A 25,769-nucleotide genomic window follows, 5' to 3' on the forward strand; every position below is an offset into this window, starting at 1 on the left:
CCTCCTGAAGTCGCGAAGATCAAGATCAAGATCAAGATCAAGATCAAGATCTACAGCAACATCAACAGCGAGTTGGAATGAATATAGTGCGGCGTATCTGAGTGGGCGCTGGTTGGGCTTGGCTGAAGTGCGCGAAAGTTTGAATAGGGTGATTTGCGAATTAAGTCAGTCGAGCCCAGGAATACCGAAAACAGCGCAGGCCGCATACATCGCTGACACCTGTGCGCAGAGACGGTTGACACATCAGCCCCGAATCATCCCTTGTCCCGGGCATGCGCCGCCAATCGCTCCAGCGCGGCGCGCAACTTAGGGTCTGTGATGCCTTGCGCCGTGTCACGCAGGCTCTCGGCCGCGCTGGGCGACAACTCCGTCAGGTTGCTCCCGCGTTTGGCCGGCACCAACGGCGGCTGCACTTTGTACAGGATGCGCCTGAGGTTGCCGAACGCCTCCATGGCCTGCAACGCCGCCACCAGACGCTTCTGCTGGTAGCGCAGGCGAGTCGCCCAATGGCCATCGGTCACCACCAGCAGCAACGTGCCGTCACGCCACGACGCCACATGGCAGTGCTCGCGCGCAGCCGGCTGCAGTTGGCTTTCCAGCAAACGCTGCAGATGCTCCAGGCGTTCGGCCTGGTTCAACAGCAGGCGCAGCGGGCGCACCTGGCGCAGCAGGGCGGACGGCAGCTGGGCAGAGGAAGGTTTGAAGGCCATGGGGGTACGCATGAGGTTACAAGATCGGCAGTTTAGCACCTCTGTGATCGCTGACGGCCTTTTCGCAAGCCTCCCCGTGACCACTCAGGCTTGTGCTTTCATGATGCAAATCAAGCTTTTGCCACACGCTGCCTGAACGTTTCATCACGGCAAACCTTGAACTCAGGGAAAATGGCCCAATCTAAGACACGCCCCTGCCAAAGCGCTGTGCCAGCATCGTGGAATCCACCACTTTCCTCACCATCGTTTCCGGGTAGAATGCTCGTTCGCATGCGGCCTCAGGGCTGCACGGGCGACTCACGGGGCCGCCCTCCATCCCTACGTGTGGAAGATCCTGCCGATATGTTTGCGCCTTTGTTAAAGAAACTTTTTGGAAGCAAGAACGAGCGTGAAGTCAAACGCATGCTCAAGACGGTGAGTATCGTCAATGCCTTCGAAGAGAAGATGGTGGCCCTCTCCGACGAGCAACTGCGGGGCAAGACCGCAGAGTTCAAGGAGCGCCTGGCCAAAGGCGAGACACTGGACCAACTGCTGCCCGAAGCCTTCGCCGTGGCCCGTGAGGCTGGCAAGCGCGTGATGGGCATGCGCCACTTCGACGTGCAGCTGATCGGCGGCATGACCCTGCACGAGGGCATGATCGCAGAAATGCGCACCGGTGAAGGCAAGACCTTGGTCGGTACCCTGGCCGTCTACCTCAATGCCCTGTCCGGCAAAGGCGTACACGTGGTCACCGTCAACGACTACCTTGCCCGCCGTGACGCCAACTGGATGCGCCCGCTGTACGAATTCCTCGGCCTCTCGGTCGGTATCGTCTCGGCCTTCCAGCCGCCTGAAGAAAAGCGCGCCGCTTATGCCGCCGACATCACCTACGGCACCAACAACGAATTCGGTTTCGACTACCTGCGCGACAACATGGCGTTCAGCCAGGACGAGAAGTTCCAGCGTGAGCTGAACTTCGCCGTGATCGACGAAGTGGACTCCATCCTCATCGACGAAGCGCGTACCCCGCTGATCATCTCTGGCCAGGCCGAAGACAGCTCGAAGCTGTACATCGAGATCAACCGCCTGATCCCGCGCCTGACCCAGCACATTGAAGAAGTGGAAGGCCAGGTCACCCAGGAAGGTCACTTCTCCATCGACGAGAAGAGCCGCCAGGTCGAGCTGAACGAAGCCGGTCACCAGTTCATCGAAGAAATGCTCACCCAGTCCGGCATGCTGGCCGAGGGCGAGAGCCTGTACTCGGCGCACAACCTGGGGTTGCTGACCCACGTGTACGCCGGCCTGCGTGCGCACAAGCTGTTCCACCGCAACGTCGAGTACATTGTCCAGGACGGCCAGGTCCTGCTGATCGACGAACACACCGGCCGCACCATGCCGGGCCGTCGCTTGTCCGAGGGCCTGCACCAGGCCATCGAGGCCAAGGAAAACCTCAACATCCAGGCAGAGAGCCAGACCCTGGCCTCCACCACCTTCCAGAACTACTTCCGCCTGTACACCAAGCTGTCCGGCATGACCGGTACCGCCGATACCGAGGCGTTCGAGTTCGCGCAAATCTATGCCCTGAACGTGATGGTCATCCCGCCGAACAAGCCGCTGGCGCGTAAGGACCACAACGACCTGGTGTACCTGACCGCAGACGAGAAATACGCCGCGATCATCGCCGACATCAAGGAAAGCATGAAGCTGGGCCGGCCGGTGCTGGTGGGTACTGCCACCATCGAGACCTCCGAGCACATGTCCAACCTTCTGCAGAAGGAAGGCATCGACCACAAGGTGCTCAACGCCAAGTACCACGAGAAGGAAGCCGAGATCATTGCCCAGGCCGGTGCGCCAGGCGCCCTGACCATCGCCACCAACATGGCCGGCCGTGGTACCGACATCCTGCTGGGCGGCAACTGGGAAGCCGAAGTGGCTGCGCTGGACAGCCCCACCGCCGAGCAGATCGCCCAGATCAAGGCCGACTGGCAGAAGCGCCACCAGCAGGTGATCGAGTCGGGTGGCCTGCATGTCATCGCCTCCGAGCGCCATGAATCGCGCCGTATCGACAACCAGCTGCGTGGCCGTTCGGGCCGTCAGGGTGACCCGGGCTCCAGCCGCTTCTACCTGTCGCTCGAAGACAGCCTGATGCGCATCTTTGCCTCCGACCGGGTGAAGAACTTCATGAAGGCGCTGGGCATGCAGTCTGGCGAGGCCATCGAACACCGCATGGTCACCAACGCCATCGAGAAGGCCCAGCGCAAGGTAGAAGGGCGCAACTTCGACATCCGTAAACAGCTGCTCGAATACGACGACGTGGCCAACGAACAGCGCAAGGTGATCTACCACATGCGCAACAGCCTGCTGGCGGCCGAGAACGTGGGCGACACCATCGTCGAATTCCGCAAGGAAGTGCTGGACGCTACCATCAGCCAGCATATCCCGCCGCAATCGCTGCCCGAGCAGTGGGACGTGGCTGGCCTGGAGGCGTCGCTTGCCAGTGATTTCGCCATGAAGCTGCCTATCCAGCAGTGGCTCGACGAGGATGACCACCTCTACGAAGAAACCCTGCGCGAGAAGTTGCTCAACGAGATCACCACCGCCTACACCGAGAAGGAAGACCAGGCGGGTATCGACGCACTGCGTACCTTCGAGAAGCAGATTCTGCTGCGTGTGCTGGACGACCTGTGGAAGGACCACCTGTCCACCATGGACCACCTGCGCCACGGTATCCACCTGCGTGGCTATGCCCAGAAAAACCCCAAGCAGGAGTACAAGCGCGAGTCGTTCACCCTGTTCCAGGAACTGCTCGAGTCGATCAAGCGCGACGCCATCCGTGTGCTGTCGCACGTTCAGGTTCGCCGCGAAGACCCGGAAGAAGAAGAGGCGCGCCTGCGTCGCGATGCCGAAGAACTGGCCAGCCGCATGCAGTTCGAACATGCACCGGCGCCAGGCCTGGAAAGCGAGCAACTGAGCGAGGAGGGTGCTGAAGTGGCCGTGGCCACTGCCCCTGTGCGCAATGACCAGAAGCTGGGCCGCAACGAGCCATGCTGGTGTGGCTCGGGCAAGAAGTTCAAGCACTGCCACGGCCAGATCGAGTGACCTGACCGGTTCGCTGCAGGCTGAAACATCCGGGGGGCCGCTTTGCGGCCCTCTCGCAACACAAGGCCGCTTCTACAGGAACCGCGACAATCCTGTAGCAGCGGCCTCGTCTTTCGATATCAACTCTATTGTCTAGGAGCGCTCTAATGGCTGTTGGTCTTGGTCCTCTGCCCACCCTGCACCCGGTTCCGGGTTTTGAACTCGGTATCGCTTCTGCCGGCATCAAGCGCCCAGGGCGCAAGGATGTGGTGGTCATGCGCTGCGCCGAAGGCTCCAGCGTAGCGGGCGTGTTCACCCTCAACGCGTTCTGCGCGGCCCCGGTGATCCTGTCCAAGCAACGCGTGCAGGGTACCGTGCGCTACCTGTTGACCAACACCGGCAATGCCAACGCCGGCACCGGTTCGCCTGGCCTTGCCGCCGCCGAACGTACCTGCGCCAAGCTGGCCGAGCTGGCGGGTGTGCCGGCCGAGTCGGTGCTGCCATTCTCGACCGGTGTAATCGGTGAGCCGCTGCCGGTAGAGAAGATCGAAGGCGCCTTGCAGGCTGCCCTGGACAACCTGTCGGAAAACAACTGGGCCGACGCCGCCACGGGCATCATGACCACCGACACCCTGCCGAAGGGCGCCAGCCGCCAGTTCCAGCACGAAGGCGTCACCGTCACCGTGACCGGCATCAGCAAGGGTGCAGGCATGATCCGCCCGAACATGGCGACCATGCTTGGCTACATCGCCACCGATGCCAACGTGGCACCGGCAGTGCTCAAGGACCTGATGCTGGATGGCGCCAACAAGTCGTTCAACCGCATCACCATCGATGGCGACACCTCGACCAACGACTGCTGCATGCTGGTTGCCACTGGCAAGGCCAACCTGCCGGAAGTGACCGAAGCCAGCGGTGCACTGTTCGAAGCGCTGAAGAAGGCAGTGTTCGAGGTGTGCATGGAAGTGGCCCAGGCCATTGTGCGTGACGGCGAGGGTGCCACCAAGTTCGTGACCGTGCAGGTGAATGGCGGCGGCAACCACCAGGAGTGCCTCGACGTCGGTTACGCGGTGGCCCACTCGCCGCTGATCAAGACTGCGTTGTTCGCCTCTGACCCGAACTGGGGCCGTATCCTCGCCGCCGTTGGCCGTGCCGGTGTGCCGGAGCTGGATGTCAGCCTGATCGATGTCTACCTGGACAGCGTGTGTATCGCCAGTCAGGGGTGCCGTAGCCCGAGCTACACCGAAGACCAGGGTGCCAAGGTGATGGCTCAGGAAGAAATCACCATCCGCATCGAACTGGGCCGTGGCCAGTGCAATGAAACCATCTGGACCACCGACCTCTCCCACGAGTACGTGAAGATCAACGCCGAGTACCGTACCTGATACAGCCGGGGCTGCCTGCCAGCCCCGCCATTTCAACGCCAAAAGGAGCCGAACCATGGGCTTTCTTCAACACAGCGTGCCAGCCTTGAACCCGGTGGAGCGTAAGCGGTGAAACGGATTCATGTTGTAGCCGCCGTGGTCCGCGGCCTGGATGGTCGCATCCTGATTGCACGCCGCGCCGACACCCAGCACCAAGGTGGCCTTTGGGAGTTTCCGGGTGGCAAGGTGGAGGCGGGTGAAAGCGTCGAGGCGGCGTTGGCCCGCGAGCTCAACGAAGAGCTGGGCATTCGGGTGACGCGTTCGCGCCCCCTGATCAAGGTCAGCCACGACTACCCCGACAAACACGTGCTGCTGGAGGTTCGCGAAGTCGATGCGTTCGAGGGCGAACCCCATGGCGCCGAGGGCCAGCCGCTGGCCTGGGTGGCACCGCGCGACCTGGCCCAGTACGACTTCCCGCAAGCCAACAGGCCCATTGTTGCCGCTGCACGCCTGCCTGACCAGTACTTGATCACCCCCGATGAGCTGGAAGTCCCGCAACTGCTCAAGGGCATCCAGAAAGCGGTGGCCGGTGGCCTGCGCCTGATCCAGTTGCGTGCACCGGACATGTACGACCCCAAGTACCGTGATGTGGCGGTGGATGCGGTCGGGCTGTGCGCCGGCAAGGCGCAGTTGATGCTCAAAGGCCCGCTGGAATGGCTGGGCGACTTCCCTGCGGCGGGCTGGCACCTGACGGCGGCGCAGCTGCGCAAATATGCGCCCAAGGGCCGGCCGTTCCCCACCGACCGGTGGCTGGCAGCGTCCTGCCACGACGCCGAAGAGCTGGCCCTGGCACAACAGATGGGGGTCGACTTTGTCACGTTGTCCCCTGTACAGGCCACCCAGACCCACCCGGACGCTGCACCGCTGGGCTGGGAAGAGGCGCAGCGGCTGATCGCGGCGTGCCCGCTGCCGGTGTACCTGCTCGGCGGCGTAGGGCCGGGTGAGCGTGAGCAGGCCTGGCAAGCCGGGGCTCAGGGGGTAGCCGGCATACGCGCGTTCTGGCCTGTGGCCTGAACGGCGGCCCCCTGGTGTCAGCCTGCTGGCTTCTCGGCAGGCTGCCACAACACTTCGGCGACCCCCTGCCTGCGGCCAATGATTCGCGCTGCGACGAACAACAGGTCTGAAAGGCGGTTGATGTAGGCCAGCCCTACACCCTCCAGAGGCTCTACGGCATTCAAGTGCTGGCAACGGCGCTCGGCACTGCGTGCCAGGCTGCGACACACATGTGCCTGCGCCACCAACGCCGAACCACTGGGCAAAATGAAGTTCTTCAACGGCCCCAGCTCTTCGTTCCAGGCATCGATGGCGGCCTCCAGGCGCAGCACTTCAGCCTGCGTCAGTGCCTGGTAGCTGGGCATCGCCAGCTCCCCACCCAGGTCGAACAGGCGATGCTGGCAGGGCGCCAGAACGCTGCTCACCTCATCCATCCCCAGCTCGGCCAGGCCTGCGAGCAGTACCCCCAGCTGGCTGTTGAGGCTGTCCACTTCGCCGATGGCTTCGATGCGCGGGTGGTCCTTGGGCACCCGTCGGCCGTCCCCAAGGCCGGTTTCGCCCTTGTCGCCGGTACGTGTGTAGATCTTCGACAGGCGGTAGCCCATGTCATTGCTCCGTGATGGCCGGCACGGGTGCCGGTTGGCCGAGGGGCAGGCGCAGGGTGAAACAGGTGCCCTGGCCGGGCGTGGAGTGCACCTCCATCTGCCCCTTGTGGTTGTTGGTGATGATGAAATACGACACCGACAGGCCCAGGCCAGTGCCCTGGCCGATTTCCTTCGTGGTGAAGAACGGCTCGAACGTGCGCTTGCGCACCGCCTCGGGCATGCCAACACCGTTGTCCTCCACCTGGATTTCTGCCCAGGGCGGCGCCAGCCGTGTGCGCAGGGTTATGCGCCCTGGCTCGCTGGGCTGCGGGCGCAGGTGGATGGCCTGGGCGGCGTTCTTCAGCAGGTTGAGCAGCACCTGCTCCAGCTCGTTGGCAGTGCAGGGCACCGGGCCGAGCGCCGGGTCGAACTGGCGCACGATGGCCTGGCCTTTGAAGTCGAAACCGATGGCCAGGTCGAAGTCGTTGCCGGCAATGTCCACCGCCTGGTCGATCAACGCTGGCAGGTCGCAGGGCGCCAGTTCGCGGTTGCTGCGGCGGCTGAAACTCAGCATGTGGGTGACGATTTTTGCAGCCCGCGCACCGGCCTGCTGAATGCCATCGAGCAGTTGCGGCACTTCGCGGCTTTGTAGGTAGCGGTTGACCGTGGTCAGGTCGATGCCCAGTTCCTGCGCCTGTTCCAGGTTGCGCGGCAGCTCGGGCGACAGGCGCCGGCGGATGTTTTGCACGTTGTGCAGGATGGCGCCCAGGGGGTTGTTGATCTCGTGGGCCATGCCCGCGGCCAGGCCGCCGACCGAGAGCATCTTCTCCGACTGCACCATCATTTCTTCCAGCGACAGGCGCTGGGTGATGTCATCGATACGGATGACCACTCCGCGGCCACCGCCCCCGGTCAGTGGGTAGAAGGTGAGGGCATAGTGGCGCGGTTCATCGCCTTTTTGCCAGGTGACACGCTCGATCTTTGCCACACGGTGTTTTTCGACGGTTTCCTTGAGTTGCGGCAAAAACGGCTTGAGCGGCGCGAAGGCGATGAACACCGCCTGGTTCAGCGCCTCATCCAGGCGGGTGCCGGAAAGCGCGGTGGCTTCCTGGTTCCACTGGGTCACGTACAGCTGTTCGTCCAGGGCAATCAGTGCCGAGGGCATGGAGTCGATGATGCTGTTCAGGTAGTTCTGAAAGCCTGTGAGCTTTTTCTCGATCTTGCTGCGTACCTGAACTTCCAGTTCCAGCTTGCGGTTGGTGTGCCGGGTTTCCTCGGCCAGCCCCTGGGCCTGGTCGTAGGCATCCTGGAATTCGTCGCGGGCACGCTTGAGCTGCTGCTCGCGGGCCTCGATGCGCGAGAGCATGGTGTTGAAGGCGTCGGCCAGGCTGCCGATCTCGTCGTCGTTGCCTCGCCGGGCGCGCAGGGCATAGCTTTCTTCGCGGGTAACCTGGCGGCTGAGTTCTTCCAACTGGTTGATCGGTTGGGTGATCAGCCGTTTGATCTGCCGGGCGATCACGATCCACAGCAGAATGCTGAACACCAGAATGGCCAGGCTGGCACTGAGCGTGCCGGTGTAGAAGGCCATCGGCAGCTCGCTGCTGGCCACCAGCAACAGGTGCGCCGGGGGGCGGGCTTCGCGTGGCATGCGGATCAGCTGGGTGCTGCGAAACTCCATCAGGCGCCAGCCGTCGATGTTGCGAAAGCGTTTGGGCAGCGTCATTGGCTCGCCATGTTGCAGCTGCGCCAGCATGCGCCCGTCACTGCCGTAGATGGCGGCGGCGCGCAGCGGTGTGTAGCTGTCCAGCTCCTTGAGCAGGGCGTTGGCCGATTCGCTGTCGTCCCCTGCCTGGGCCGCGAGCTGTGGGTTGGACACCAGCCGGCCAATGGTCTGCAGCGCCTGCGGGGCCATGCTCTCTTGAGTGATCCAGTAGGCCGCACTGATGAAGGTGAGGTTGGCCACCAGCAGGATGGTTACCAGCAAGACCAGCAGGGCCGCCAGCAGCTTCTGCCCGACGGGCAGGTTTTCCAGACGTTGGCGCAAGGTCATGGGGCAGGCGGTATCCGTGTCAGGTTGAGGGGCTGGGTCAATTGCAGGGCAGGCCCCGCGCACGCAAGTTATCGACCAGGCGCTGTTGCAGGTGTTCCAGCAGGGGCAAGGCCAGGCCGTGCCGGCTGGCTGCACGGCACGCGTGGCCGAGCAGGTAGTGCACCTCGGTTCGCCGCCCAGCTTGCACGTCCTGGTACATCGAAGAGTAGTTGGCGGCAGTGGCCAGGATCACGCGCTGCACGTCTTCGCCAAGCCCAAGCGCCGCCTGGGGCTGCCCGCAACGGTGCAGCAACTGCTGCAGTTCGGTACACAGTGCATCCACTTCCTCCAGGTGCCCCAACAGGCCGCCGTTATTGCAACCGTACAGCACCGTCAGCGGGTTGATGGCGCAGTTCAGCGCCAGTTTGCGCCACAAGCGGGGGAGGATGTCCGGTGTCCATTCGGCCGGGATGCCCGCCCGCTGTACGTCCTCGAACCACGTTGCAGGCATCGGGTTGCCTGGGTCTCCCAGCCAGTTGAACCCCTGCCCGGCGAAGCGCACCTGCCAGTCCTTTTCGCGGAAGGCGCCTTCGGTGCTGGAGGCGGAAATACAGCGCGCGTGGGGCACCTGCTCGGCAACCTCGTCCTGGCTACCCAGGCCGTTCTGCAGCAACACCACGTCAGCGCCTGGGGCCAGGCGCGCCGCGACGCTGGCCACGGCCGACGCAGCGTCGTAAGCCTTGCAGGCTACCAGCAGGCGGTGGATGGGGCCTGCTGCGTCTGCGGTTTCGCCCGGTATGGCATAACACCTGGTCTGGTCCTGCTCCGCCAGGGTGAGCCCGCCGGCCAGCTGGTAACTGCGCAGACGTTGACCATCACGCAAGACCAGGCGCACGGCAGTGCCAGCCCGCGCCAACCGGCAAGCCCACAGGCTACCCAGGCTGCCTGCGCCGAGAATGTGCCAGGTGCTGCTCATATGCGTTTCGCAACCCGTTATAATGAGCCCGCATTTTAACCATCAAACCCAGCGCGCTCCATCTTCAGCCCGAGCGCGCTTTTATTTCTGGGAGAACAACCATGCCTTCGTTCGACGTGGTATCGGAACTGGACAAGCACGAAGTGCAGAACGCGGTCGACAATGCCATCAAGGAACTGGACCGCCGTTACGACCTCAAGGGCAAGGGCAGCTTCGAGTTCAAGGACAAGGAGCAGACCGTCATGCTCACTGCCGAAGAAGAGTTCCAGCTGGAGGCCATGCTTGAAATCCTGCGCCTGGCCCTGGTCAAGCGCAAGATCGACGTGAAGTGCCTGGAAGCCAAAGACCCCTACCCATCGGGCAAGGAAAAGAAGCAGGAAGCCAAGTTCCGCGAAGGCATCGACAAGGACCTGGCGAAGAAGATCGTGGCCACCATCAAGGATGGCAAGCTCAAGGTCCAGGCTTCCATCCAGGGTGAGCAAGTACGCGTCACCGGCAAGAAGCGTGACGACCTGCAGGAGGCCATTGCCCTGTTGCGTACCAAGGAATTCGACATGCCGCTGCAGTTCAACAACTTCCGCGACTGACTTCCCTTGCTGGAACCCCTGGCCGGTTGTGGCTGTCCATGGGGGCCGGGGCCGCTGAAAGGCTGGCGGCCCGGTGTATTGTGCAATCGCCGCTCGGCGTCAGGAGATGACTATGGATTTGAACGCTGAGGTCGATCAGCTCGTCCGCCAAACCGCCACCTGGATCCCGATGGTCATGGAGTACGGCAGCCGCCTGTTGTTGGCGCTGGTGACCCTGGCCATTGGCTGGTGGGTTACCAACAAGGTCAGCGACCGGCTGGCCAAGCTCGTGGGCCTGCGGGTACACGACCCGGCACTGCAGAACTTCATTCGCACCTTGGCCAACATCGTGCTGAAGATCCTGCTGGCCATCAGCGTGGCGTCGATGATTGGCATCGAAACCACCTCGTTCGTCGCTGCCATCGGTGGTGCCACCCTGGCCATCGGCCTTGCGCTACAGGGCAGCCTGGCGAACTTTGCCGGTGGCGTGCTGATTCTGCTGTTCCGCCCGTTCCGCATCGGCGACTGGATCGAGGCGCAGGGGGTGAGCGGTACCGTGGACAGCATCCAGATCTTCCACACCGTGCTGCGTACCGGTGACAACAAGACCGTGATCCTGCCCAACGGCACCCTGTCCAACGGCATCATCACCAATACCAACCGCCAGCCGACGCGCAAGGTGGTGTTCGACGTTGGCGTGGACTACGAGGCCGATTTGCAGAAGGCTCGCAATGTGCTGCTGGAGCTGGCCCAGGACCCGCGCGTGCTGGCCGACCCCGCACCCGTGGCTGTGGTATCCACCCTGGGTGACAGCTCCATCACCGTGTCGCTGCGCCTGTGGACCAAGACCTCGGACTACTGGGACGTGATTTTCATGCTCAACGAGCAGGCCCGTGATCGCCTCAAGGCCGAGGGCATCGACATTCCGTTCCCGCAACGGGTCATCCGCGTGGTGCAGGAAACGGCTGCGCAGTAACCCGGCATCAAGGGTGGGGCGCGCAATGGCCCCACCCTTTACACTTGTTCACAGCAACATACGGGTATTTCTGGCATATAGCCTGACCCTTCCTGCCTAACCCGATGCGCCATCATGAAGCCACTGCTCTATATAACCCCCCTGCGTGCCCTGTTGTTCGGCCTGACGCTGGCCCTGTTCGAGTTGCTGACGTACCTGGCTAGTGACGCCGTGATGCCGGCCATGCCGGTGGTGGTGGGCGAACTGAACGCCAGCCCTGAATACATTCCCCATGCCCTTAACCTGTACCTGCTGGGTGGGGTGGTGCTGCAATGGCTGATCGGCCCGCTGGCCGACCGCTATGGGCGCAGGCCGTTGCTGCTGGTTGGCTGTGCGTTCTTTGGCCTGGCCTGCCTGGGTACGTTCTGGGTGCATGACATCGGCCTGTTCAACCTGCTGCGGTTGCTGCAGGGCATTGGCCTTGGCTTTGTGGTGACGGTCAGTTACCCCGCGCTGAACGAGGCTTTCAGTGAGGCGGATGCGGTGCGCATGATGGCCTTGCTGGCCAACATCGCCTTGCTGTCACCGCTGCTTGGGCCTCTGGTGGGCACGCTGATGTTGCAGTGGCTGGACTGGCGCTGGCTGTTCGTGGCATTCGCCGTCGGTGCGGTGGTGGCGTGGTTGCTGCTGTATCGCCTGATGCCGGAAACCCTCGGGGTGGAGCGCCGCGACGGCTCGCGATTGGCGTTTACCCCCATTCACCTGTTGCCCCTGCTGGCAGGCTACGGCCAGTTGCTGGCCAACCGCCGCTTTGTTGCTGGCAGTGCTGCGCTGGGCCTGGTCGGCCTGCCGCTGATCGGCTGGATCGGGCTGTCCCCGGTGCTGCTGATTCATGACGAGGGGCTGAGCACCCTGGCCTATGCGCTGTGGCAGTTGCCGGTGTTCGGTGGGCTGATTGCTGGCAACCTGATCATCAACCACATCGCTGATCGCTACCCGTTGCCTGCGCTGGTGCGCGGGGCGCTATGGCCGTACCTGGCGGGGTTGGGCCTGATGGTGCTGGCGACCTGGTACTGGCCGAGCGTGCCGAGCGTGGTGGCGGGGATGTCGTTGTATGCCCTGGGGTTGGGCGTGGCGAACGCGGTGCTGTACCGCATGACGTTGTTTTCCAGCGTGCAGAGCAAGGGGCTGGTATCGGCCATGCTGGGCATGATCACCATTGCCTTGCTGGGGCTGGGTGGCGCTGTGTTGGCAATGATCGGAGCGGGTGCCAGCCTGCTGCATTTTGCCGTGGCGGCCGGCGTAGCAGGGGGCCTGGCACTGTGGCCGCTCTGGTGGGTGATCGGGCGCGATTGAAACCACCCGATCTCACAGGCGAAAAACCCTCGAGGCGGGCACCTGCATGCCCTCACTGCTCGGCTGGCTGTTTACCGCGGGCACTGTCCTGACGCCACTGCAGGGCGATCAGGATCAGGGTGGGTACTCCCAGCAGTGCGGTGATCAGGAAGAAATCGTGGTAGCCGAACTTCTCCACCATCACCCCTGAATAACCGCCGATCAACCGCGGCAACAGCAGCATGATCGAGCTGAGCAGCGCGTACTGCGTGGCGGAGAATTTCAGGTTGGTCAGGCTGGACAGGTAGGCGACGAAGGCCGATGTGGCCATGCCGGAACTGAAGTTGTCCAGCGAGATGGTCACCACCAGCATTTCGAGGTTGGGGCCCATGTCTGCCAGCATCACGAACAGGATATTGGTCGCCGCCGAGGCCACCCCACCGATGAACAGGATCGGCATGATGCCGAAGCGCACGATCAGCAACCCGCCAACACCCGCACCCACCAGCGTCATGATCAGGCCGAAGATCTTGCTGACGCTCGCGATCTGGTCCTTGGTGAAGCCCATGTCGATGTAGAACACGTTGGCCATCACACCCATGACCGTGTCCGACATGCGGTACGTGGCGATCAGCCCCAACAGCAGCAGTGCCTGCCAGCGGTAGCGGGTGATGAAGTCGTTGACCGGGGTGAGCACAGGCGCAAGGCCTCGACGCCCCAGGCTCGACAGGCAGGCCCAGCTCAGCAGCACGTACAGGATCAGGCGCAGGAATGCCCGGTCTTCGAGCAGCAGGTCGAGCGGGCTGGTTTCGCCCGATATCACGCTTGACCAGCCGGTATTGAACATCTGCGTGAAACTGGCCGGCACCGACACCAGCAGGATGATCAGTACGAACACCGATGCCAGCTGGTGAGCCAGGCCGTAGCGCGCCGCCGACAGTTGGGTACGCATGGGCACAGGCGGCTCACGCATGACCAGCGTGGTGAACAGGGCCGGCAGCATCATGACTGCAAACATCACGTAGGTGCCCGCCCAGGCTTTGTGCAGGTAGCTGAACCCGGTGGAGCCGAACCACTCGGCAAAAAACAGGGCGCCGGCCGTGGCAAGCAAGGCCGCTACGCGGTAGCCGGCCATGTAGCTGGCCGCCAGGGCTGCCTGGCGTTGGTCATCAGCGATTTCCAGGCGATAGGCATCCACGGCAATGTCCTGGGTGGCAGATGCAAATGCCACCAGCACCGCCAGCGCGATCAGCCACGACAGGTGCTGCTGTGGGTCGCACAGGCTCATGCCAACCAGCCCGATCACCACCAGTATCTGTGACAGCAGCAACCATGAGCGACGGCGGCCCAAGCCACCTAGCAGTGGCAGGCGCCATTGGTCGAGCAAGGGCGACCACACCCATTTGAAGGCGTAGGCCAGGCCGATCAGGCTGGCGTAACCAATGGTCTCCCGGGCCACGCCCGCTTCGCGCAGCCATACCGAAAGAGTCGAGAAAACCAGCATGTAAGGCAGGCCGGCAGCAAAGCCGAGCAGCAAAAGCACCAGGGTTGACGGGCTGGCATAGGCAGCGAGCGCAGCGCGCCAGGTTTTACGGGGCATGGACCAACATCTGCCTCAAGTTTTCCAGAACAAAGCGCGCACTCTAACCGCTGTGCTCCATCGGGCGCCAGCCATGGCGCGTCATATCCACACGATTGTTGGCCACATTCACGCCCTCGGCACGCAGCCTGGCGCGCTGTTCATCCCCCGAAGGCGTACCGGACGCCAGGCTAAGGCGCCCGCCTGCGGCCAGTACACGATGCCAGGGCAGGCGTGTGCCCTCGGGCAACTGCGACAGTGTGCGGCCCACCCAGCGCGCCGCGCGCCCCAGGCCAGCCAGCTCGGCCAACTGGCCGTAGCTCACCACCTTGCCCGGTGGCACTTGGCCCAGCACTGAATAGAGTGCCGTTCGTCGGTGTTCTGCAGTTTCAGTCATAAGTGCAGGGCTATCAGACATCGCGCCTTCTCTGGGCTGTAGATGAAACCGGACCGGCGGCATTACAAATGAGAGTGGAACTCAATGGCAAGCGTCGGGTCTGTCCTTGCTCCGGCCGGCGGTATCTGGATAATGCCCGGCTTTTCTCGCCAAATCGAACCCGTAGCCCGCTTATGTCTCTTAGATCCCTGTTGCCCTTGCTCGCCGCCTCACTTTGCGCCTCGCCCGCGTTGGCCGATACCGTCTGGATGAAGAACGGTGACCGCTTGAGCGGCAAGATCAAAGTCTTCGATGGCGGCAAGTTGCTGCTCGAAACGCCTTACGGCGGCGCCATCGCCCTGGACTGGAAGCAGGTAAAAACCCTGGAAAGCGACCAGGAACTGCTGGTCAAACAGGACGCCTACACCGGTGAGAAGGCCAAGTCACTCAAGGCCGCCGAGCCTGGCATGGTGACCCTGGCCAATGGCGAGGCCCCGAAAACGGTGGAGCTTGCCAGTATCGAGCAGATCATGAAGCCCAAGCCGGTGGTCGAGGACCTGGTCTGGAAGGGTAACGTCGACGTCGCGCTGGATTACAAGCGCGCCGAGAACGATACCGATGATTATGACGTCGGCTTCAAGACCACTGCCCGCCACGGTCGCTGGCGGCATACTGCCGAAGGCGAGTACAACCGTGAGACCAAGGATGACGTTACCACCACGGACAACTGGAGCGCCGAATACGCGCTGGACCGTTTCCTGACCGAGAAATGGTTCTGGCAAGGGCGCCTGGAATACAAGCGTGACCATGTCGAAGACCTGGCCCGCCAGCGCACCGTGGGTACCGGCCCGGGTTATCAGTTCTGGGACGACGAACTGGGGGCCTTCTCGCTGGGCTCGCTGCTCAACCGCACCGATTACGAGTACCAGGACGGCGGCAAGGACAATTTCTATTCGGCTGCGATGAAGTGGGATTACACCCGCTACCTGATTGGCAAGAAAGTGCAGTTCTTCACCAATGGCGAGCTGGCCAAACCCCTGGGCAATGTGGCCGACTACTCGCTGGATGCCGAGATGGGCCTGCGCTACAAGGTTACCGAATGGGCATCGCTCAACCTCAAGGCTGAAAAAGACATCATCACCGGCACCCGCGACAGCGACCTGGACAAGACCCGCTACACCGCAGGCTTTGGCGTTACCTGGTAAAGCGCCGTACGCTGCAAGCCTGAAGGGAAGGGGCCATGCGATGGCCCCTTTTTCTTGCTGCACGAAGCTTGTAGCGTGTAAGGCTTCAACCCTGAGGAGTTAGCCGTGAGCCAGAATGCCATCCGTCCCGCCCGGGAATTGCTGCTCAAGGAATACCGTGGCGTGTTGTCGACCCATTCCAAGTCGATGCCCGGTTACCCCTTCGGCTCGGTGGTGCCCTATTGCCTGGACGTCCAGGGCAACCCCCTGATTCTGATCAGCCGCATCGCACAGCACACCCACAACTTGCAGAAAGATCCCAAGTGCTCGTTGCTGGTAGGTGAGCGTGAGGCGCAAGACGTGCAGGCGGTTGGGCGCCTGACGGTAATGGCCCAGGCCCACAAGCTGCTCGACCAGGCTGCTATCGACGCCGCCGCCCAGCGCTACTACCGCTACTTCCCGGATGCGGCCGATTACCACAGCGCCCATGACTTCGACTTCTGGACCCTGGTGCCGGTACGGCACCGCTATATCGGCGGCTTCGGCGCCATCCACTGGCTCGACCAGGTAACCCTCGCCAACCCGTTTGTCGGCCAGGCCGAGGCGGGCATGGTCGCGCACATGAACAGTGACCATGCCAACGCCCTTGCGCATTACGTGCAGCTTGCCGGTTTGCCCAACCATGCCCCGGTCTCCTTGGCCGGTGTGGACAGCGAAGGCATGCACTTGCGCATCGGCCAGGCGGTTTACTGGCTGCCATTCCCGAGTATTTGCAATACGCCGACACAAGTGCGCGAGGCCTTGGTTTTGCTGGCCCGCGCCGACCAATGGCCAATCGCCTGCGATGCGCCTGCTTGAAAAACGGAGCACACGCATCCATCTGTTGGTCTTACTGGAAGGGTGTCTTCCGACGAGGAATGCTTTGATGCGTGTTTTTCTATTGCTGCTGCTTCTGTTCCCGGTGCTGGAGCTGTTCGTTTTCGTGAAAGTCAGCGCTGCCATCGGCTTTTTCCCGGCCTTGCTGCTGATCATCGCCGGTTCCGCCCTGGGCGTACTGGTGATGCGCGTGGCCGGCTTGGCCACGGCGTTGCGTGCCCGTGAGAGCCTGCAGCGTGGCGAGTTGCCAGCCGAGGACATGTTCCAGGGCATGATGCTGGCGGTGGGCGGTGGCCTGCTGCTCATCCCCGGTTTTATCAGCGACGTGCTCGGCCTGCTGTGCCTGCTGCCGTTCACCCGTCACCTGGCCGCGCGCAAGATGCGCGAGCGTGCCGAGGCCCAGGCCATGCGCCAGCGGGCCTTTCAGGACGACCCGTTCCAGGCCCAGCCCCCCCGTGACGGCGGCCATCGGCCGAACGTGATCGAGGGCGAGTATGAGCGCCGCGACAAGTAACCCGCCGCACCGACACCGCTGTGAAGGGGCTGCACAGCAGCCCCATGCCTGAACCTGCCTTCTACTGCCCTCCGGTAAAAAAATTTCCAACCCAAGCCTTGTAATCGAATTGGCCGACCTCATGTAGTGGACACCGCAAGGTTTCTGGTGGCAACACCAGACATTACTCAGGCGGTTCGCCCCGGGCGAGCAGCCTTCCGGCAGCGCCGGACAGCATCAACCCGCCGGTGTCGACACCGGCCGATGAAAACCACAATTTGGGAGAGATCGACAATGAAGCTTCGTCCTCTGCATGACCGCGTCGTCATCCGTCGCAGCGAAGAAGAATCGAAAACCGCTGGCGGTATCGTCCTGCCGGGTTCGGCCGCTGAAAAACCCAACCGCGGCGAAGTCGTCGCTGTCGGTACCGGCCGCGTCCTGGACAACGGCGAAGTACGTGCGCTGGCCGTCAAAGTGGGTGACAAAGTGGTTTTCGGCCCGTACTCGGGTAGCAACACCGTGAAAGTCGACGGCGAAGACCTGCTGGTCATGGCCGAAAACGAAATCCTGGCCGTTGTCGAAGGCTGATTTCCCCCGACTTCCCGTTACTCCAAAGATTTTCAAGGATTAAACGATCATGGCTGCTAAAGACGTAAAATTCGGTGATTCCGCTCGCAAGAAAATGCTGGTGGGTGTCAACGTTCTGGCTGACGCGGTAAAAGCGACCCTCGGCCCGAAAGGCCGTAACGTGGTACTGGCCAAGAGCTTCGGCGCGCCGACCATCACCAAGGACGGCGTTTCCGTTGCCAAAGAAATCGAGCTGAAAGACGCCTTCGAGAACATGGGCGCCCAGCTGGTCAAGGAAGTCGCTTCCAAGGCCAACGATGCTGCCGGTGACGGCACCACCACCGCCACTGTTCTGGCCCAGTCGATCGTCAACGAAGGCTTGAAAGCCGTCGCTGCCGGCATGAACCCGATGGACCTCAAGCGCGGTATCGACAAGGCCACTGCTGCCGTCGTTGCCGAGCTGAAAAACCTGTCCAAGCCTTGCGCCGACTCCAAGGCCATCGCTCAGGTAGGTACCATCTCCGCCAACTCCGACAGCTCCATCGGTGAGATCATTGCCGAAGCCATGGAAAAAGTCGGCAAAGAAGGCGTTATCACCGTTGAAGAAGGCTCGGGCCTGGAAAACGAACTGTCTGTGGTAGAAGGCATGCAGTTCGACCGTGGCTACCTGTCGCCGTACTTCATCAACAAGCCAGACACCATGGTTGCCGAGCTGGAAAGCCCGCTGCTGCTGCTGGTCGACAAGAAGATCTCCAACATCCGCGAGCTGCTGCCTGTTCTGGAAGCCGTTGCCAAGGCCGGTCGCCCACTGCTGATCGTTGCTGAAGATGTTGAAGGCGAAGCGCTGGCGACCCTGGTCGTCAACAATATGCGTGGCATCGTCAAGGTAGCTGCGGTCAAGGCACCTGGCTTCGGCGACCGCCGCAAGGCCATGCTGCAGGACATCGCTGTGCTGACCGGCGGCCAGGTTATTTCCGAAGAAATCGGCCTGTCCCTGGAAACCGCTACCCTGGAGCACCTGGGTAACGCCAAGCGCGTGATCCTGTCCAAGGAAAACACCACCATCATCGACGGCGCTGGCGCCGACGGCGAGATCGAAGCACGCGTCAAGCAGATCCGTGCCCAGATCGAAGAGACTTCCTCGGACTACGACCGCGAGAAGCTGCAAGAGCGCCTGGCCAAGCTGGCTGGCGGTGTTGCCGTGATCAAGGTCGGTGCCGGCACCGAAGTTGAAATGAAAGAGAAGAAGGCCCGCGTTGAAGACGCCCTGCACGCTACCCGCGCAGCCGTCGAAGAAGGCGTGGTCCCTGGCGGTGGCGTTGCCCTGGTGCGCGCTCTGGCTGCCATCGTTGACCTGAAAGGCGACAACGAAGACCAGAACGTCGGTATCGCCCTGCTGCGTCGCGCTGTCGAATCGCCGCTGCGTCAGATCACTGCCAACGCCGGCGACGAGCCAAGCGTTGTGGCTGACAAGGTCAAGCAAGGTTCGGGTAACTACGGCTACAACGCGGCTACCGGCGAATACGGCGACATGATCGAAATGGGCATCCTGGACCCAGCCAAGGTCACCCGTTCGGCCCTGCAAGCAGCTGCTTCGATCGGCGGTCTGATGATCACCACCGAAGCCATGGTTGCAGACCTGCCGGAAGACAAGCCAGCAGGCGGCGGTATGCCTGACATGGGCGGCATGGGTGGCATGGGCGGCATGATGTAAGCCAGCCTTACCCCCAGCGGCACCCAATGCCCCGGCTCGCGAGAGCCGGGGCATTTTTTTGCGCGTTCAAAGGTGGGCTTACGCCGCGCCGCGCCCAATGGCTGGCACGTTGACGGGCCGGTGGCGGTAGAGAATCAGGTAGTACGACCCCAGGCCGATCAGCCAGCAGAACACGGCGGTCCACACATTGTGTGAGAGAAAGTGCGCGCCCTGCATCATTCGCCCAAGGGACAGCACCGACCCCGCCACGAACGCCACTGCCAGTGCCGCCCGGGCCAAGCGCGGCTTGCGGTCACGCAAGGCGAAGAACAGGGCGAACAGGCAGAAGCCGGTCGTGGCGTGGCCGCCGGGCCAGCACAGCCCCGGCTTGTCGGTGGCAGGGCGGGGTTCCAGCAGTTTGCTGTAGGTTTCCGTGCCGCCGAATTGCGTGAGGCTCCAAGGGCACTGTACCTGGGTGATCTTTTTAAGCGGTGTGACGAATGCGGTGGAAAGCCCCAGGGCCAGCACCAGGCAACCGAGTTCACGCCGCCAGCCGAACAGCCGCTTGATGAAGAAGCTGGCAGTGAACACAACCAGTGCCATTATCCCCATCACCATGACGCCCTGCTTTACCCGGTCATGCAGGATGTTCTCCAGCAGGTAGCTGTGGCGGCCGATGAACTGGCCCGAGGCGTTGTCGAAAAACAACGTGGCCAGGTCCATGTCCACTGACGTCAGTTCGAGCAGGATCAGCCCCAGTGCGGTGGCCACCGGGATGCCCAGGTACAGCCAGAAATTGATCGGACGGGGTACGGTTGCTTGCTGCATGGCGGCTCCAGGGCGCGAGAAGGTCGCGCATTGTCTGCTGTCCGCTATCCTGCGTTCGTGAAGGATCGGTGAAAAAACCGTCAAGCAGCCTGAATGTACGCCGGGGGTGGCACCGCCGCATCAGAGGCCGTAAGCTGCGCCTGCCGCGCACCACAGCGAGAAGCGCCGCACAGGAGACCCCAATGCGCATCCTTTTGGTTGAAGACAACCGCGATATCCTGGCCAACCTTGCCGATTACCTGGGCATGAAGGGCTACACCGTCGACTGCGCCCAGGATGGGCTGTCCGGCCTGCACCTGGCCGCCACCGAGCACTATGACCTGATCGTGCTCGACATCATGCTGCCTGGCATTGATGGCTATACCCTGTGCAAGCGTCTGCGTGAGGATGCCCGCCGCGACACGCCGGTCATCATGCTCACGGCCCGCGACCAACTGGACGACCGCCTGCAAGGCTTCCGCTCCGGTGCTGACGACTATCTGCTCAAGCCTTTCGCGCTGTCAGAATTGTCGGCGCGCATCGAGGCCGTGCTGCGTCGGGCCCAGGGTGGCGGGCGCCGTACCTTGCAAGTGGCAGACCTGAGCTACGACCTGGATACCCTCGAAGTCAGCCGCCAGGGCCGCTTGCTAAAGCTCAACCCGGTGGGCCTGAAACTGCTCGCTGTACTCATGCAGAAAAGCCCCCATGTGCTGCGCCGTGAGGTGCTGGAAGAAGCCCTGTGGGGGGACGATTGCCCCGACAGTGACAGCCTGCGCAGCCACGTGCACCAGCTGCGCCAGGTGATCGACAAGCCTTTCGAGAAACCCCTGCTGCATACCGTCCATGGCGTCGGCTATCGCCTCGCCGAGGGCCGCGATGGAGTTTAAGCAAAGCCTTGCCCAACGCATCATCATCGCCTTCGCGCTGATGAGCGCGCTGGTGGCCGGGGCGTTCGCCTTCGGTATCGTCTCCACCGTGCACCTGGTGGAGGAGCGGCTGATTTCTTCGGTGCTGGGGGGCGACCTGCAGCGCCTGCTGCGCATGGACAGTGTCAGTGACTGGAGCCACCGGCCCAGGCCTGACCAGCTGTTCTATTTCAGCGGCGGGCGTGACGACTTCGAGCTGCCCAAGGACCTGCGCCACCTGGACCGTGGTTTCCACGAGGTGTTTCGCGACCAGTTGTCCTATCACGCCATGGTCGAGATAGTCGACGGCCGCCGCTATGTGCTGTTGCAGGACCAGAGCGACTTCGAGGAGCGCGAGCGGGTGCTGTTCGCGGTGGTGGTGGTGGGCTTCGTGCTCAGCCTCGTACTTGCGGTGATACTGGGCTGGTTGCTGGCCCGTCGGGTGATGGCGCCCGTGATCCGCCTGGCCCGCCAGGTACGCCACCGGGACCAGTTGCTGGGGTTGGCACCGCCGCTGGCGCCAGACTACGCCGCCGACGAGGTGGGCCAACTGGCGGTGGCGTTCGATGACACCCTTGGCCGCCTGCGCGATGCGCTGACCCGTGAACGGCTGTTTACCAGTGACGTCAGCCATGAGTTGCGTACCCCCTTGATGGTGCTGGCGTCCTCGTGCGAACTGCTGATGGAGAACCCGGCGCTCGATGCCCGCTCGCGCAGCCAGGTCGAGCGCGTGGCCCGGGCCACCGAAGAAATGCGCGAACTGGTCAAGACCTTCCTGATGCTGGCCCGTGCCCAGCGCGACGAAGGCGCGGTGGCATCCAGGGCGACCCTGCGCGAAGTGGGTGACGAGCTGATCGGGGTATGGCGCGACACCATCGAGCAGAAGGGCCTGACCCTGCACTACGAAGGCCGCAGCAGTGCCGGCCCGGTGCTGTACAACGCCACCTTCCTGCAATCGGTGATGGGCAACCTGTTGCGTAATGCGGCGCACTACACCGACGGCGGGTACATTCGCCTTACCCTCGAAGCCAGCGGGTTCACCGTTGAAGACAGCGGCGTGGGTATACCGGAAGAGCAGCGCGAAGCCATGTTCAAACCATTCGTGCGTGGCGACGAGCGGCGTGGCGAGGGGCTGGGGCTGGGGCTGTCGCTGGTGCAGCGGATCTGCGACGACCAAGGCTGGCATGTGACCCTGACCTCGGCCCAGCCCCATGGCTGCCGATTCCACGTCGACCTGAGCAGCACGGTGGCGAAAGGCGACCCTGATGTACTTTCGTAATAACCTGTAAGAAAGGTATTGGTCTACGACATAATTTTCACACCGGCATGACCTGATTCCTACGCTTGGCTGCCTAAGCTCGCGGCATTGGAATCAGGAGATGCCCGATGCGTAGCCCCATCAACCTCGAGTTTTCCCAGAAGTACGACAAGACCCACGCCCACGAGTACTTCTTGAAGCACCAGGACGGCCTTGCCCGCCGCTTGTCCCACAAGCGCGACGAGCAGCTGGCGCGCCGTGCCCTGGCCCTGGCGGGTGAGCCTGGCCTGGTGCTGGACTTGCCTTGTGGGGCGGGGCGCTTCTGGCCGCTGCTGGCCGAAAAAAACAACCGAATCATCATCGGCGCGGATAACTCCCAGGCGATGATCGACACTGCGTGCGCGGCACAGCCCCCTGAAGTGGTCGCGCGGGTACGGCCTTTGCAGACATCAGCATTCGCGATTGACCTGCCTGACAATTCGGTGGACAGCATTTTTTGCATGCGGCTGTTCCACCACATTGGCGAGGCATCTCACAGAAAGGTCATTCTCAAAGAGTTTCAACGTGTTACGCGTGACAGCGTGATCGTTTCACTCTGGGTTGACGGTAATTTCAAGGCCTGGCGGCGCAAGAAACTGGAGCGTCGTCGCAGCGCTGAAGTCGCGCAGGACAACTACCAGAACCGTTTTGTGTTACCCGCTGTAACAGTAGAAGCAGAATTCGAGGCTGCCGGGTTCCGGATTCAGGAGCGTCTCGACTTCCTGCCGTTCTATGCGATGTGGCGCGTGTATGTATTGCGCAAGGGGTAGCTGCCAACGGGCAGCGGCCACCGACCTGCGCCAATTGCGCCGCCACTCGTCGCTGAACGATGCAGAATGGCAGACGTTGCTCTACTTTTACCAAGTGGCGTTTGGCAGCGCTGTCAAAGGGTTAGAGCAATGAAACTAGAAATAGCTCGAGCTTTGTTCCTGGTAGCGGGCCTGGCGGTGACCACCATCGCAGTGGCTGCCTGGGAGCAGCCAAAGCTTGTGGTGTTCAGCAAGGCCGAGATGGCCGACCAATGTGCATTGCCGCGGCTGATCAAGCCGCAGACGGCGAAGGTGCAGCCGGATCACGACCTGTTGCTGTTCCTGTTCGGCATGCGCCAGGGGTTGCGGCCGTTTGGGTGAGCCGGCGCCCTGTGCTTACCCTGCCCCGCCGAGGGGGCATTGAGGGGTGAGGGCGTTGTTAGACCAGGTGCAGGTGGTTGTCCCAGAACCCCGACGGCAGGTTCATCGGCTGCGCCAGCGGCTCGGGCTTGCGGCAATCGTAGAAGCGGCAGCGTCCCTGCCCGGAAGTCACCACGAAACCGTCCTCGACCGCCCCGACCCCTGCGCAATCCGGCATAGGGGCATCCAGGCGCACCGCACCGCTGTCCAGGTCCCACACGAACAGGCGGTTGGCCCGCGGCGCAGTCAGCGCTACCAGGCGCAGTTCGCTGTGGATGGCCACGCTGGCGGTGTACTGGGCCATGGCCTGCAGTTGCCGCTCTGGTACCGGAAAAGCCTGGAATGGCTGGCCCGGGCGCTTGATCGCCAGCAACTCGGCCGTTTCGTTGGCGTCGCCCATGAACTGCTGGCAGACGGCAATGGTGCCATCGCTGCCCACCGCCAAGTGGCGAACGCTGTTCATTTGCTGGGCCAAGGTTTCCTTGCTCAGCAAGGTACCGTCACGCTGCATCAGTACCAGGCTCGGCTGCATGGCGTCGAGGTTCATCTCCACCCGGCTTTCTGCCTCGGTCCGAATGCCGCCGTTGGCCACCACCAGGGTCTCGCCGTCCGGTAGCCAGGCCACCTCGTGGGGGCCAATGCCATGGGTGCTGAGTTCACCCGTGTGCACCAGGCGCTCGCCTTCGAAGCGGTACACACCCAGCACGCCACGCCCTGGGTCGGTGGTGTCGTTTTCGGTGGCGTACAGCCATTCACCCTCCTTGTGCACCACGGCATGGCCATAGAAGTGGCGGTTGGGCTGAGAGGCCACGGTTTGCAGCAAGCGCCCATCGCGCAGGTCGATCAGGTAGCTTTCGGTGCCAGGGCGCCGGGCAACGAACAAGGCAACTGGCTGCTTGGGATGGTGAACAATGGCATGGCAACGCTGGGCCACCTGGGTGCTGAACACCTGGGTGCCGTCCAGGCGAAACCCGACGGCATAGTGCTTGCCGTCGCCATCATCACGCGCCGAGAGCAGCAGGGGTTCGCTACCTTTATGGCGCGAAAGGCTCCACCCGCCCAAGGTCAGGGCGCTGAGCAGAACGCTACCGAGTTTGAGGGCCTGGCGTCGCAGCATGATCAGTCACCGTCGTTGGCATTGAAGCCCAGCTGAATGTTCAACGCCTTGGCCAGCTCGCCTTCGTGCAGGCGGTGGACGACGTTCAGGCTGTCGTAGATCTGGTTGAGGGCCTGCTGGCCTGCGTCGTCGGCCAGCAGCTCGCCCAGGGTTTTCTGGTTGTCGGCCAGCAGCTTGAGCGAGGTGGCGTAGGCATCGTCGATTTTGCCTGCCAGGGCTTTCTGGTCGCTTGGCAGCAGCCCGCGCAACCCTTGGTTGTCGACCCCCACCCAAACAGCCTGGGCGGCCTTGAGGCTGGCTTGCAGGCTGTTCATGGAGTTGTGGCTGCGCCAGGCTTCGGCCTGCAGTGGCTGGGCGATGCCCTTGCTCTGCCGGCCCATGGGGGCGCCGAGTTTCTTTTTAAGCGTGTCCAGGGCCGTGACCTGGGCACGCAGCAGGTCGGCGATGGCCTCGTGGGAGTCGGCATAACGCTGGTTGGGGAACTTGGTCATCTGCGAGAGCATGCCATCGGTGCTGTTCCAGCCTTTGAGGATTTCCTCGGCCAGCGCCTTCTGGTGCTCGGCAATGGCAACCAGCAACGGGCAGTAGCGGGCTTTCTGTTCGGCATTGGCCACATCCGGCTTGCTGTCGAACAGGATGTATTCATAGGCCGACAGGCCGCGCACCACCACACTGGCCTTGCCCAGGGTGGCTGCGTCGACGGGCTTGTCGCCGTTGACCAGTTGCTCGACCTGGCGGCCGACCAGGTTCTTCTTGTCTGGCCAGAACTGTACCTGCCACGCACGGTTGCCCTCGGCCAGTGGGCCGACCAGCAGCGGCTGCAGTTCGGCCCAGGCCTTTTGCGCATCGAGGAAGTCGGCCCGGGCCTTTTCCAGTGTTTCCTTGCCTTCGCAGTAGGCAAGGGCACTGGCAGCCAGGGTACGGTCGGCTTCAACCCAGCGGCTGTAGGTGGGCAGGATCACCTGCTTGGCGATTGCAGCAGAGGTGACGGCCTGCGGGTCCTGCGGGGAGCAGGCGCCCAGAGCGATTGCGGCGAGGCTTGTGAACAACAGTTTGGGTCGGAACATGCCCGGCTCC

Annotated in this window: 24 protein-coding genes and 1 pseudogene; 16 read left to right on the forward strand and 9 right to left on the reverse strand. The window is 62.7% G+C overall.

Translation table 11 applies throughout. The features are described 5' to 3' along the window. Nucleotides 1–254: 254 nt before the first annotated feature. Nucleotides 255–710, reverse strand: coding sequence for a DUF721 domain-containing protein (locus IAE33_RS20560; RefSeq protein ID WP_028635176.1), 456 nt, complete (start codon nucleotides 708–710; stop codon nucleotides 255–257). Between the two features lie 342 nt (nucleotides 711–1,052). On the opposite strand from IAE33_RS20560, the gene secA reads away from it, so the two are divergent. The 3 genes from secA to IAE33_RS20575 all read left to right on the forward strand — a co-directional run bounded on the left by secA (nucleotide 1,053) and on the right by IAE33_RS20575 (nucleotide 6,205). Next, nucleotides 1,053–3,788, forward strand: coding sequence for a preprotein translocase subunit SecA (gene secA / locus IAE33_RS20565; protein WP_028635175.1), 2,736 nt, complete (start codon nucleotides 1,053–1,055; stop codon nucleotides 3,786–3,788). A 146-nt stretch (nucleotides 3,789–3,934) separates the two neighbouring features. Beyond that, nucleotides 3,935–5,152 (forward strand): bifunctional glutamate N-acetyltransferase/amino-acid acetyltransferase ArgJ, encoded by a 1,218-nt coding sequence (argJ, locus tag IAE33_RS20570; RefSeq protein ID WP_201164873.1) that lies wholly within the window; start codon nucleotides 3,935–3,937, stop codon nucleotides 5,150–5,152. 108 nt (nucleotides 5,153–5,260) lie between these two features. After that, nucleotides 5,261–6,205, forward strand: a complete 945-nt coding sequence (locus IAE33_RS20575; RefSeq protein WP_201164874.1) for a Nudix family hydrolase — start codon at nucleotides 5,261–5,263, stop codon at nucleotides 6,203–6,205. Between the two features lie 17 nt (nucleotides 6,206–6,222). Here IAE33_RS20575 and IAE33_RS20580 read toward each other — a convergent pair whose 3' ends face one another. Genes IAE33_RS20580 through IAE33_RS20590 form a run of 3 tightly spaced genes read right to left on the reverse strand, consistent with a single transcriptional unit; the run spans nucleotide 6,223 to nucleotide 9,773 of the window. Further along, nucleotides 6,223–6,789, reverse strand: coding sequence for a cob(I)yrinic acid a,c-diamide adenosyltransferase (locus IAE33_RS20580; protein ID WP_028635172.1), 567 nt, complete (start codon nucleotides 6,787–6,789; stop codon nucleotides 6,223–6,225). A 1-nt stretch (nucleotide 6,790) separates the two neighbouring features. Continuing rightward, nucleotides 6,791–8,818: a sensor histidine kinase gene (locus IAE33_RS20585; protein ID WP_201164875.1), complete on the reverse strand. Its 2,028-nt coding sequence runs from the start codon at nucleotides 8,816–8,818 to the stop codon at nucleotides 6,791–6,793. A gap of 37 nt (nucleotides 8,819–8,855) precedes the next feature. After that, entirely contained in the window at nucleotides 8,856–9,773 is a 918-nt protein-coding gene (locus IAE33_RS20590) for a putative 2-dehydropantoate 2-reductase (RefSeq protein WP_201164876.1), read from the reverse strand. 101 nt (nucleotides 9,774–9,874) lie between these two features. Here IAE33_RS20590 and IAE33_RS20595 point away from each other — a divergent pair, with 101 nt between their 5' ends. From IAE33_RS20595 to IAE33_RS20605, 3 genes are all read left to right on the forward strand, one after another. Continuing rightward, on the forward strand, nucleotides 9,875–10,360 hold the full coding sequence (locus IAE33_RS20595; protein WP_028635169.1) for a YajQ family cyclic di-GMP-binding protein: 486 nt from the start codon (nucleotides 9,875–9,877) through the stop codon (nucleotides 10,358–10,360). 112 nt (nucleotides 10,361–10,472) lie between these two features. Continuing rightward, a complete protein-coding gene (locus IAE33_RS20600) occupies nucleotides 10,473–11,315 on the forward strand; it encodes a mechanosensitive ion channel family protein (protein WP_028635168.1) in 843 nt (280 codons plus the stop codon). A gap of 114 nt (nucleotides 11,316–11,429) precedes the next feature. Next, entirely contained in the window at nucleotides 11,430–12,650 is a 1,221-nt protein-coding gene (locus tag IAE33_RS20605; RefSeq protein WP_060482495.1) for an MFS transporter, read from the forward strand. A gap of 52 nt (nucleotides 12,651–12,702) precedes the next feature. On the opposite strand, the gene IAE33_RS20610 is transcribed toward IAE33_RS20605, so the two are convergent. Continuing rightward, nucleotides 12,703–14,229, reverse strand: a complete 1,527-nt coding sequence (locus IAE33_RS20610; protein ID WP_060482494.1) for an AmpG family muropeptide MFS transporter — start codon at nucleotides 14,227–14,229, stop codon at nucleotides 12,703–12,705. A 43-nt stretch (nucleotides 14,230–14,272) separates the two neighbouring features. After that, nucleotides 14,273–14,626: an MGMT family protein gene (locus IAE33_RS20615; RefSeq protein ID WP_201164877.1), complete on the reverse strand. Its 354-nt coding sequence runs from the start codon at nucleotides 14,624–14,626 to the stop codon at nucleotides 14,273–14,275. Nucleotides 14,627–14,778: 152 nt separating this feature from the next. Here IAE33_RS20615 and IAE33_RS20620 point away from each other — a divergent pair, with 152 nt between their 5' ends. The 5 genes from IAE33_RS20620 (at nucleotide 14,779) to groL (ending at nucleotide 19,418) form a co-directional block, all read left to right on the forward strand. Continuing rightward, nucleotides 14,779–15,789 carry a DUF481 domain-containing protein gene (locus tag IAE33_RS20620; protein WP_201164878.1) on the forward strand — a complete coding sequence of 337 codons (1,011 nt, stop codon included), beginning with the start codon at nucleotides 14,779–14,781 and terminating at the stop codon, nucleotides 15,787–15,789. A 105-nt stretch (nucleotides 15,790–15,894) separates the two neighbouring features. Continuing rightward, a complete protein-coding gene (locus tag IAE33_RS20625) occupies nucleotides 15,895–16,626 on the forward strand; it encodes a HugZ family pyridoxamine 5'-phosphate oxidase (protein WP_201164879.1) in 732 nt (243 codons plus the stop codon). 67 nt (nucleotides 16,627–16,693) lie between these two features. Then, nucleotides 16,694–17,158, forward strand: coding sequence for an FxsA family protein (locus tag IAE33_RS20630; RefSeq protein ID WP_028635162.1), 465 nt, complete (start codon nucleotides 16,694–16,696; stop codon nucleotides 17,156–17,158). 273 nt (nucleotides 17,159–17,431) lie between these two features. Further along, nucleotides 17,432–17,725 (forward strand): co-chaperone GroES, encoded by a 294-nt coding sequence (locus tag IAE33_RS20635; RefSeq protein WP_003251905.1) that lies wholly within the window; start codon nucleotides 17,432–17,434, stop codon nucleotides 17,723–17,725. Nucleotides 17,726–17,774: 49 nt separating this feature from the next. Continuing rightward, complete coding sequence (groL, locus tag IAE33_RS20640) at nucleotides 17,775–19,418, forward strand: chaperonin GroEL (protein ID WP_201164880.1); 1,644 nt, start codon at nucleotides 17,775–17,777, stop codon at nucleotides 19,416–19,418. A 78-nt stretch (nucleotides 19,419–19,496) separates the two neighbouring features. Here the strand turns inward: groL and IAE33_RS20645 are convergent, their stop codons facing one another. Further along, nucleotides 19,497–20,225, reverse strand: coding sequence for a phosphatase PAP2 family protein (locus IAE33_RS20645; protein ID WP_201164881.1), 729 nt, complete (start codon nucleotides 20,223–20,225; stop codon nucleotides 19,497–19,499). A gap of 182 nt (nucleotides 20,226–20,407) precedes the next feature. Between IAE33_RS20645 and colR the strand changes: the two genes are divergently transcribed. From colR to IAE33_RS20670, 5 genes and pseudogenes are all read left to right on the forward strand, one after another. Further along, nucleotides 20,408–21,091, forward strand: a complete 684-nt coding sequence (gene colR, locus IAE33_RS20650; protein WP_023534349.1) for a two-component system response regulator ColR — start codon at nucleotides 20,408–20,410, stop codon at nucleotides 21,089–21,091. After that, nucleotides 21,081–22,388, forward strand: coding sequence for a sensor histidine kinase (locus tag IAE33_RS20655; RefSeq protein WP_201164882.1), 1,308 nt, complete (start codon nucleotides 21,081–21,083; stop codon nucleotides 22,386–22,388). Before colR ends, IAE33_RS20655 begins: the two co-directional genes overlap by 11 nt. A gap of 107 nt (nucleotides 22,389–22,495) precedes the next feature. Beyond that, entirely contained in the window at nucleotides 22,496–23,176 is a 681-nt protein-coding gene (locus IAE33_RS20660; RefSeq protein WP_201164883.1) for a class I SAM-dependent methyltransferase, read from the forward strand. Next, nucleotides 23,169–23,309: pseudogene (locus IAE33_RS20665) on the forward strand (lipopolysaccharide kinase InaA family protein); the annotation flags it as partial. The gene IAE33_RS20660 and the pseudogene IAE33_RS20665, both read left to right, overlap by 8 nt. Beyond that, nucleotides 23,306–23,536, forward strand: a complete 231-nt coding sequence (locus IAE33_RS20670) for a hypothetical protein (protein ID WP_201164884.1) — start codon at nucleotides 23,306–23,308, stop codon at nucleotides 23,534–23,536. The pseudogene IAE33_RS20665 and the gene IAE33_RS20670, both read left to right, overlap by 4 nt. 58 nt (nucleotides 23,537–23,594) lie before the next feature. On the opposite strand, the gene IAE33_RS20675 is transcribed toward IAE33_RS20670, so the two are convergent. Further along, on the reverse strand, nucleotides 23,595–24,692 hold the full coding sequence (locus IAE33_RS20675) for a DUF1513 domain-containing protein (protein WP_201164885.1): 1,098 nt from the start codon (nucleotides 24,690–24,692) through the stop codon (nucleotides 23,595–23,597). A gap of 2 nt (nucleotides 24,693–24,694) precedes the next feature. Further along, entirely contained in the window at nucleotides 24,695–25,759 is a 1,065-nt protein-coding gene (locus IAE33_RS20680; protein WP_028635155.1) for an imelysin family protein, read from the reverse strand. Nucleotides 25,760–25,769 lie beyond the last annotated feature (10 nt).

The organism is Pseudomonas sp. S60 (assembly GCF_016647865.1).
Classification (GTDB): domain Bacteria; phylum Pseudomonadota; class Gammaproteobacteria; order Pseudomonadales; family Pseudomonadaceae; genus Aquipseudomonas; species Aquipseudomonas parafulva.

Excerpts from the sequence above, each read along its gene's own strand:
- IAE33_RS20585 (WP_201164875.1), bottom strand. The coding sequence starts at position 8,818 with ATGACCTTGCGCCAACGTCTGGAAAACCTGCCCGTCGGGCAGAAGCTG.
- colR (WP_023534349.1), top strand. The coding sequence starts at position 20,408 with ATGCGCATCCTTTTGGTTGAAGACAACCGCGATATCCTGGCCAACCTT.
- IAE33_RS20645 (WP_201164881.1), bottom strand. The coding sequence starts at position 20,225 with ATGCAGCAAGCAACCGTACCCCGTCCGATCAATTTCTGGCTGTACCTG.
- IAE33_RS20605 (WP_060482495.1), top strand. The coding sequence starts at position 11,430 with ATGAAGCCACTGCTCTATATAACCCCCCTGCGTGCCCTGTTGTTCGGC.
- IAE33_RS20595 (WP_028635169.1), top strand. The coding sequence starts at position 9,875 with ATGCCTTCGTTCGACGTGGTATCGGAACTGGACAAGCACGAAGTGCAG.
- IAE33_RS20630 (WP_028635162.1), top strand. The coding sequence starts at position 16,694 with ATGCGTGTTTTTCTATTGCTGCTGCTTCTGTTCCCGGTGCTGGAGCTG.
- IAE33_RS20600 (WP_028635168.1), top strand. The coding sequence starts at position 10,473 with ATGGATTTGAACGCTGAGGTCGATCAGCTCGTCCGCCAAACCGCCACC.
- secA (WP_028635175.1), top strand. The coding sequence starts at position 1,053 with ATGTTTGCGCCTTTGTTAAAGAAACTTTTTGGAAGCAAGAACGAGCGT.
- IAE33_RS20615 (WP_201164877.1), bottom strand. The coding sequence starts at position 14,626 with ATGTCTGATAGCCCTGCACTTATGACTGAAACTGCAGAACACCGACGA.
- IAE33_RS20610 (WP_060482494.1), bottom strand. The coding sequence starts at position 14,229 with ATGCCCCGTAAAACCTGGCGCGCTGCGCTCGCTGCCTATGCCAGCCCG.
- IAE33_RS20670 (WP_201164884.1), top strand. The coding sequence starts at position 23,306 with ATGAAACTAGAAATAGCTCGAGCTTTGTTCCTGGTAGCGGGCCTGGCG.
- IAE33_RS20580 (WP_028635172.1), bottom strand. The coding sequence starts at position 6,789 with ATGGGCTACCGCCTGTCGAAGATCTACACACGTACCGGCGACAAGGGC.
- groL (WP_201164880.1), top strand. The coding sequence starts at position 17,775 with ATGGCTGCTAAAGACGTAAAATTCGGTGATTCCGCTCGCAAGAAAATG.
- IAE33_RS20635 (WP_003251905.1), top strand. The coding sequence starts at position 17,432 with ATGAAGCTTCGTCCTCTGCATGACCGCGTCGTCATCCGTCGCAGCGAA.
- IAE33_RS20590 (WP_201164876.1), bottom strand. The coding sequence starts at position 9,773 with ATGAGCAGCACCTGGCACATTCTCGGCGCAGGCAGCCTGGGTAGCCTG.
- IAE33_RS20560 (WP_028635176.1), bottom strand. The coding sequence starts at position 710 with ATGGCCTTCAAACCTTCCTCTGCCCAGCTGCCGTCCGCCCTGCTGCGC.
- IAE33_RS20660 (WP_201164883.1), top strand. The coding sequence starts at position 22,496 with ATGCGTAGCCCCATCAACCTCGAGTTTTCCCAGAAGTACGACAAGACC.
- IAE33_RS20620 (WP_201164878.1), top strand. The coding sequence starts at position 14,779 with ATGTCTCTTAGATCCCTGTTGCCCTTGCTCGCCGCCTCACTTTGCGCC.
- IAE33_RS20675 (WP_201164885.1), bottom strand. The coding sequence starts at position 24,692 with ATGCTGCGACGCCAGGCCCTCAAACTCGGTAGCGTTCTGCTCAGCGCC.
- IAE33_RS20655 (WP_201164882.1), top strand. The coding sequence starts at position 21,081 with ATGGAGTTTAAGCAAAGCCTTGCCCAACGCATCATCATCGCCTTCGCG.
- argJ (WP_201164873.1), top strand. The coding sequence starts at position 3,935 with ATGGCTGTTGGTCTTGGTCCTCTGCCCACCCTGCACCCGGTTCCGGGT.
- IAE33_RS20680 (WP_028635155.1), bottom strand. The coding sequence starts at position 25,759 with ATGTTCCGACCCAAACTGTTGTTCACAAGCCTCGCCGCAATCGCTCTG.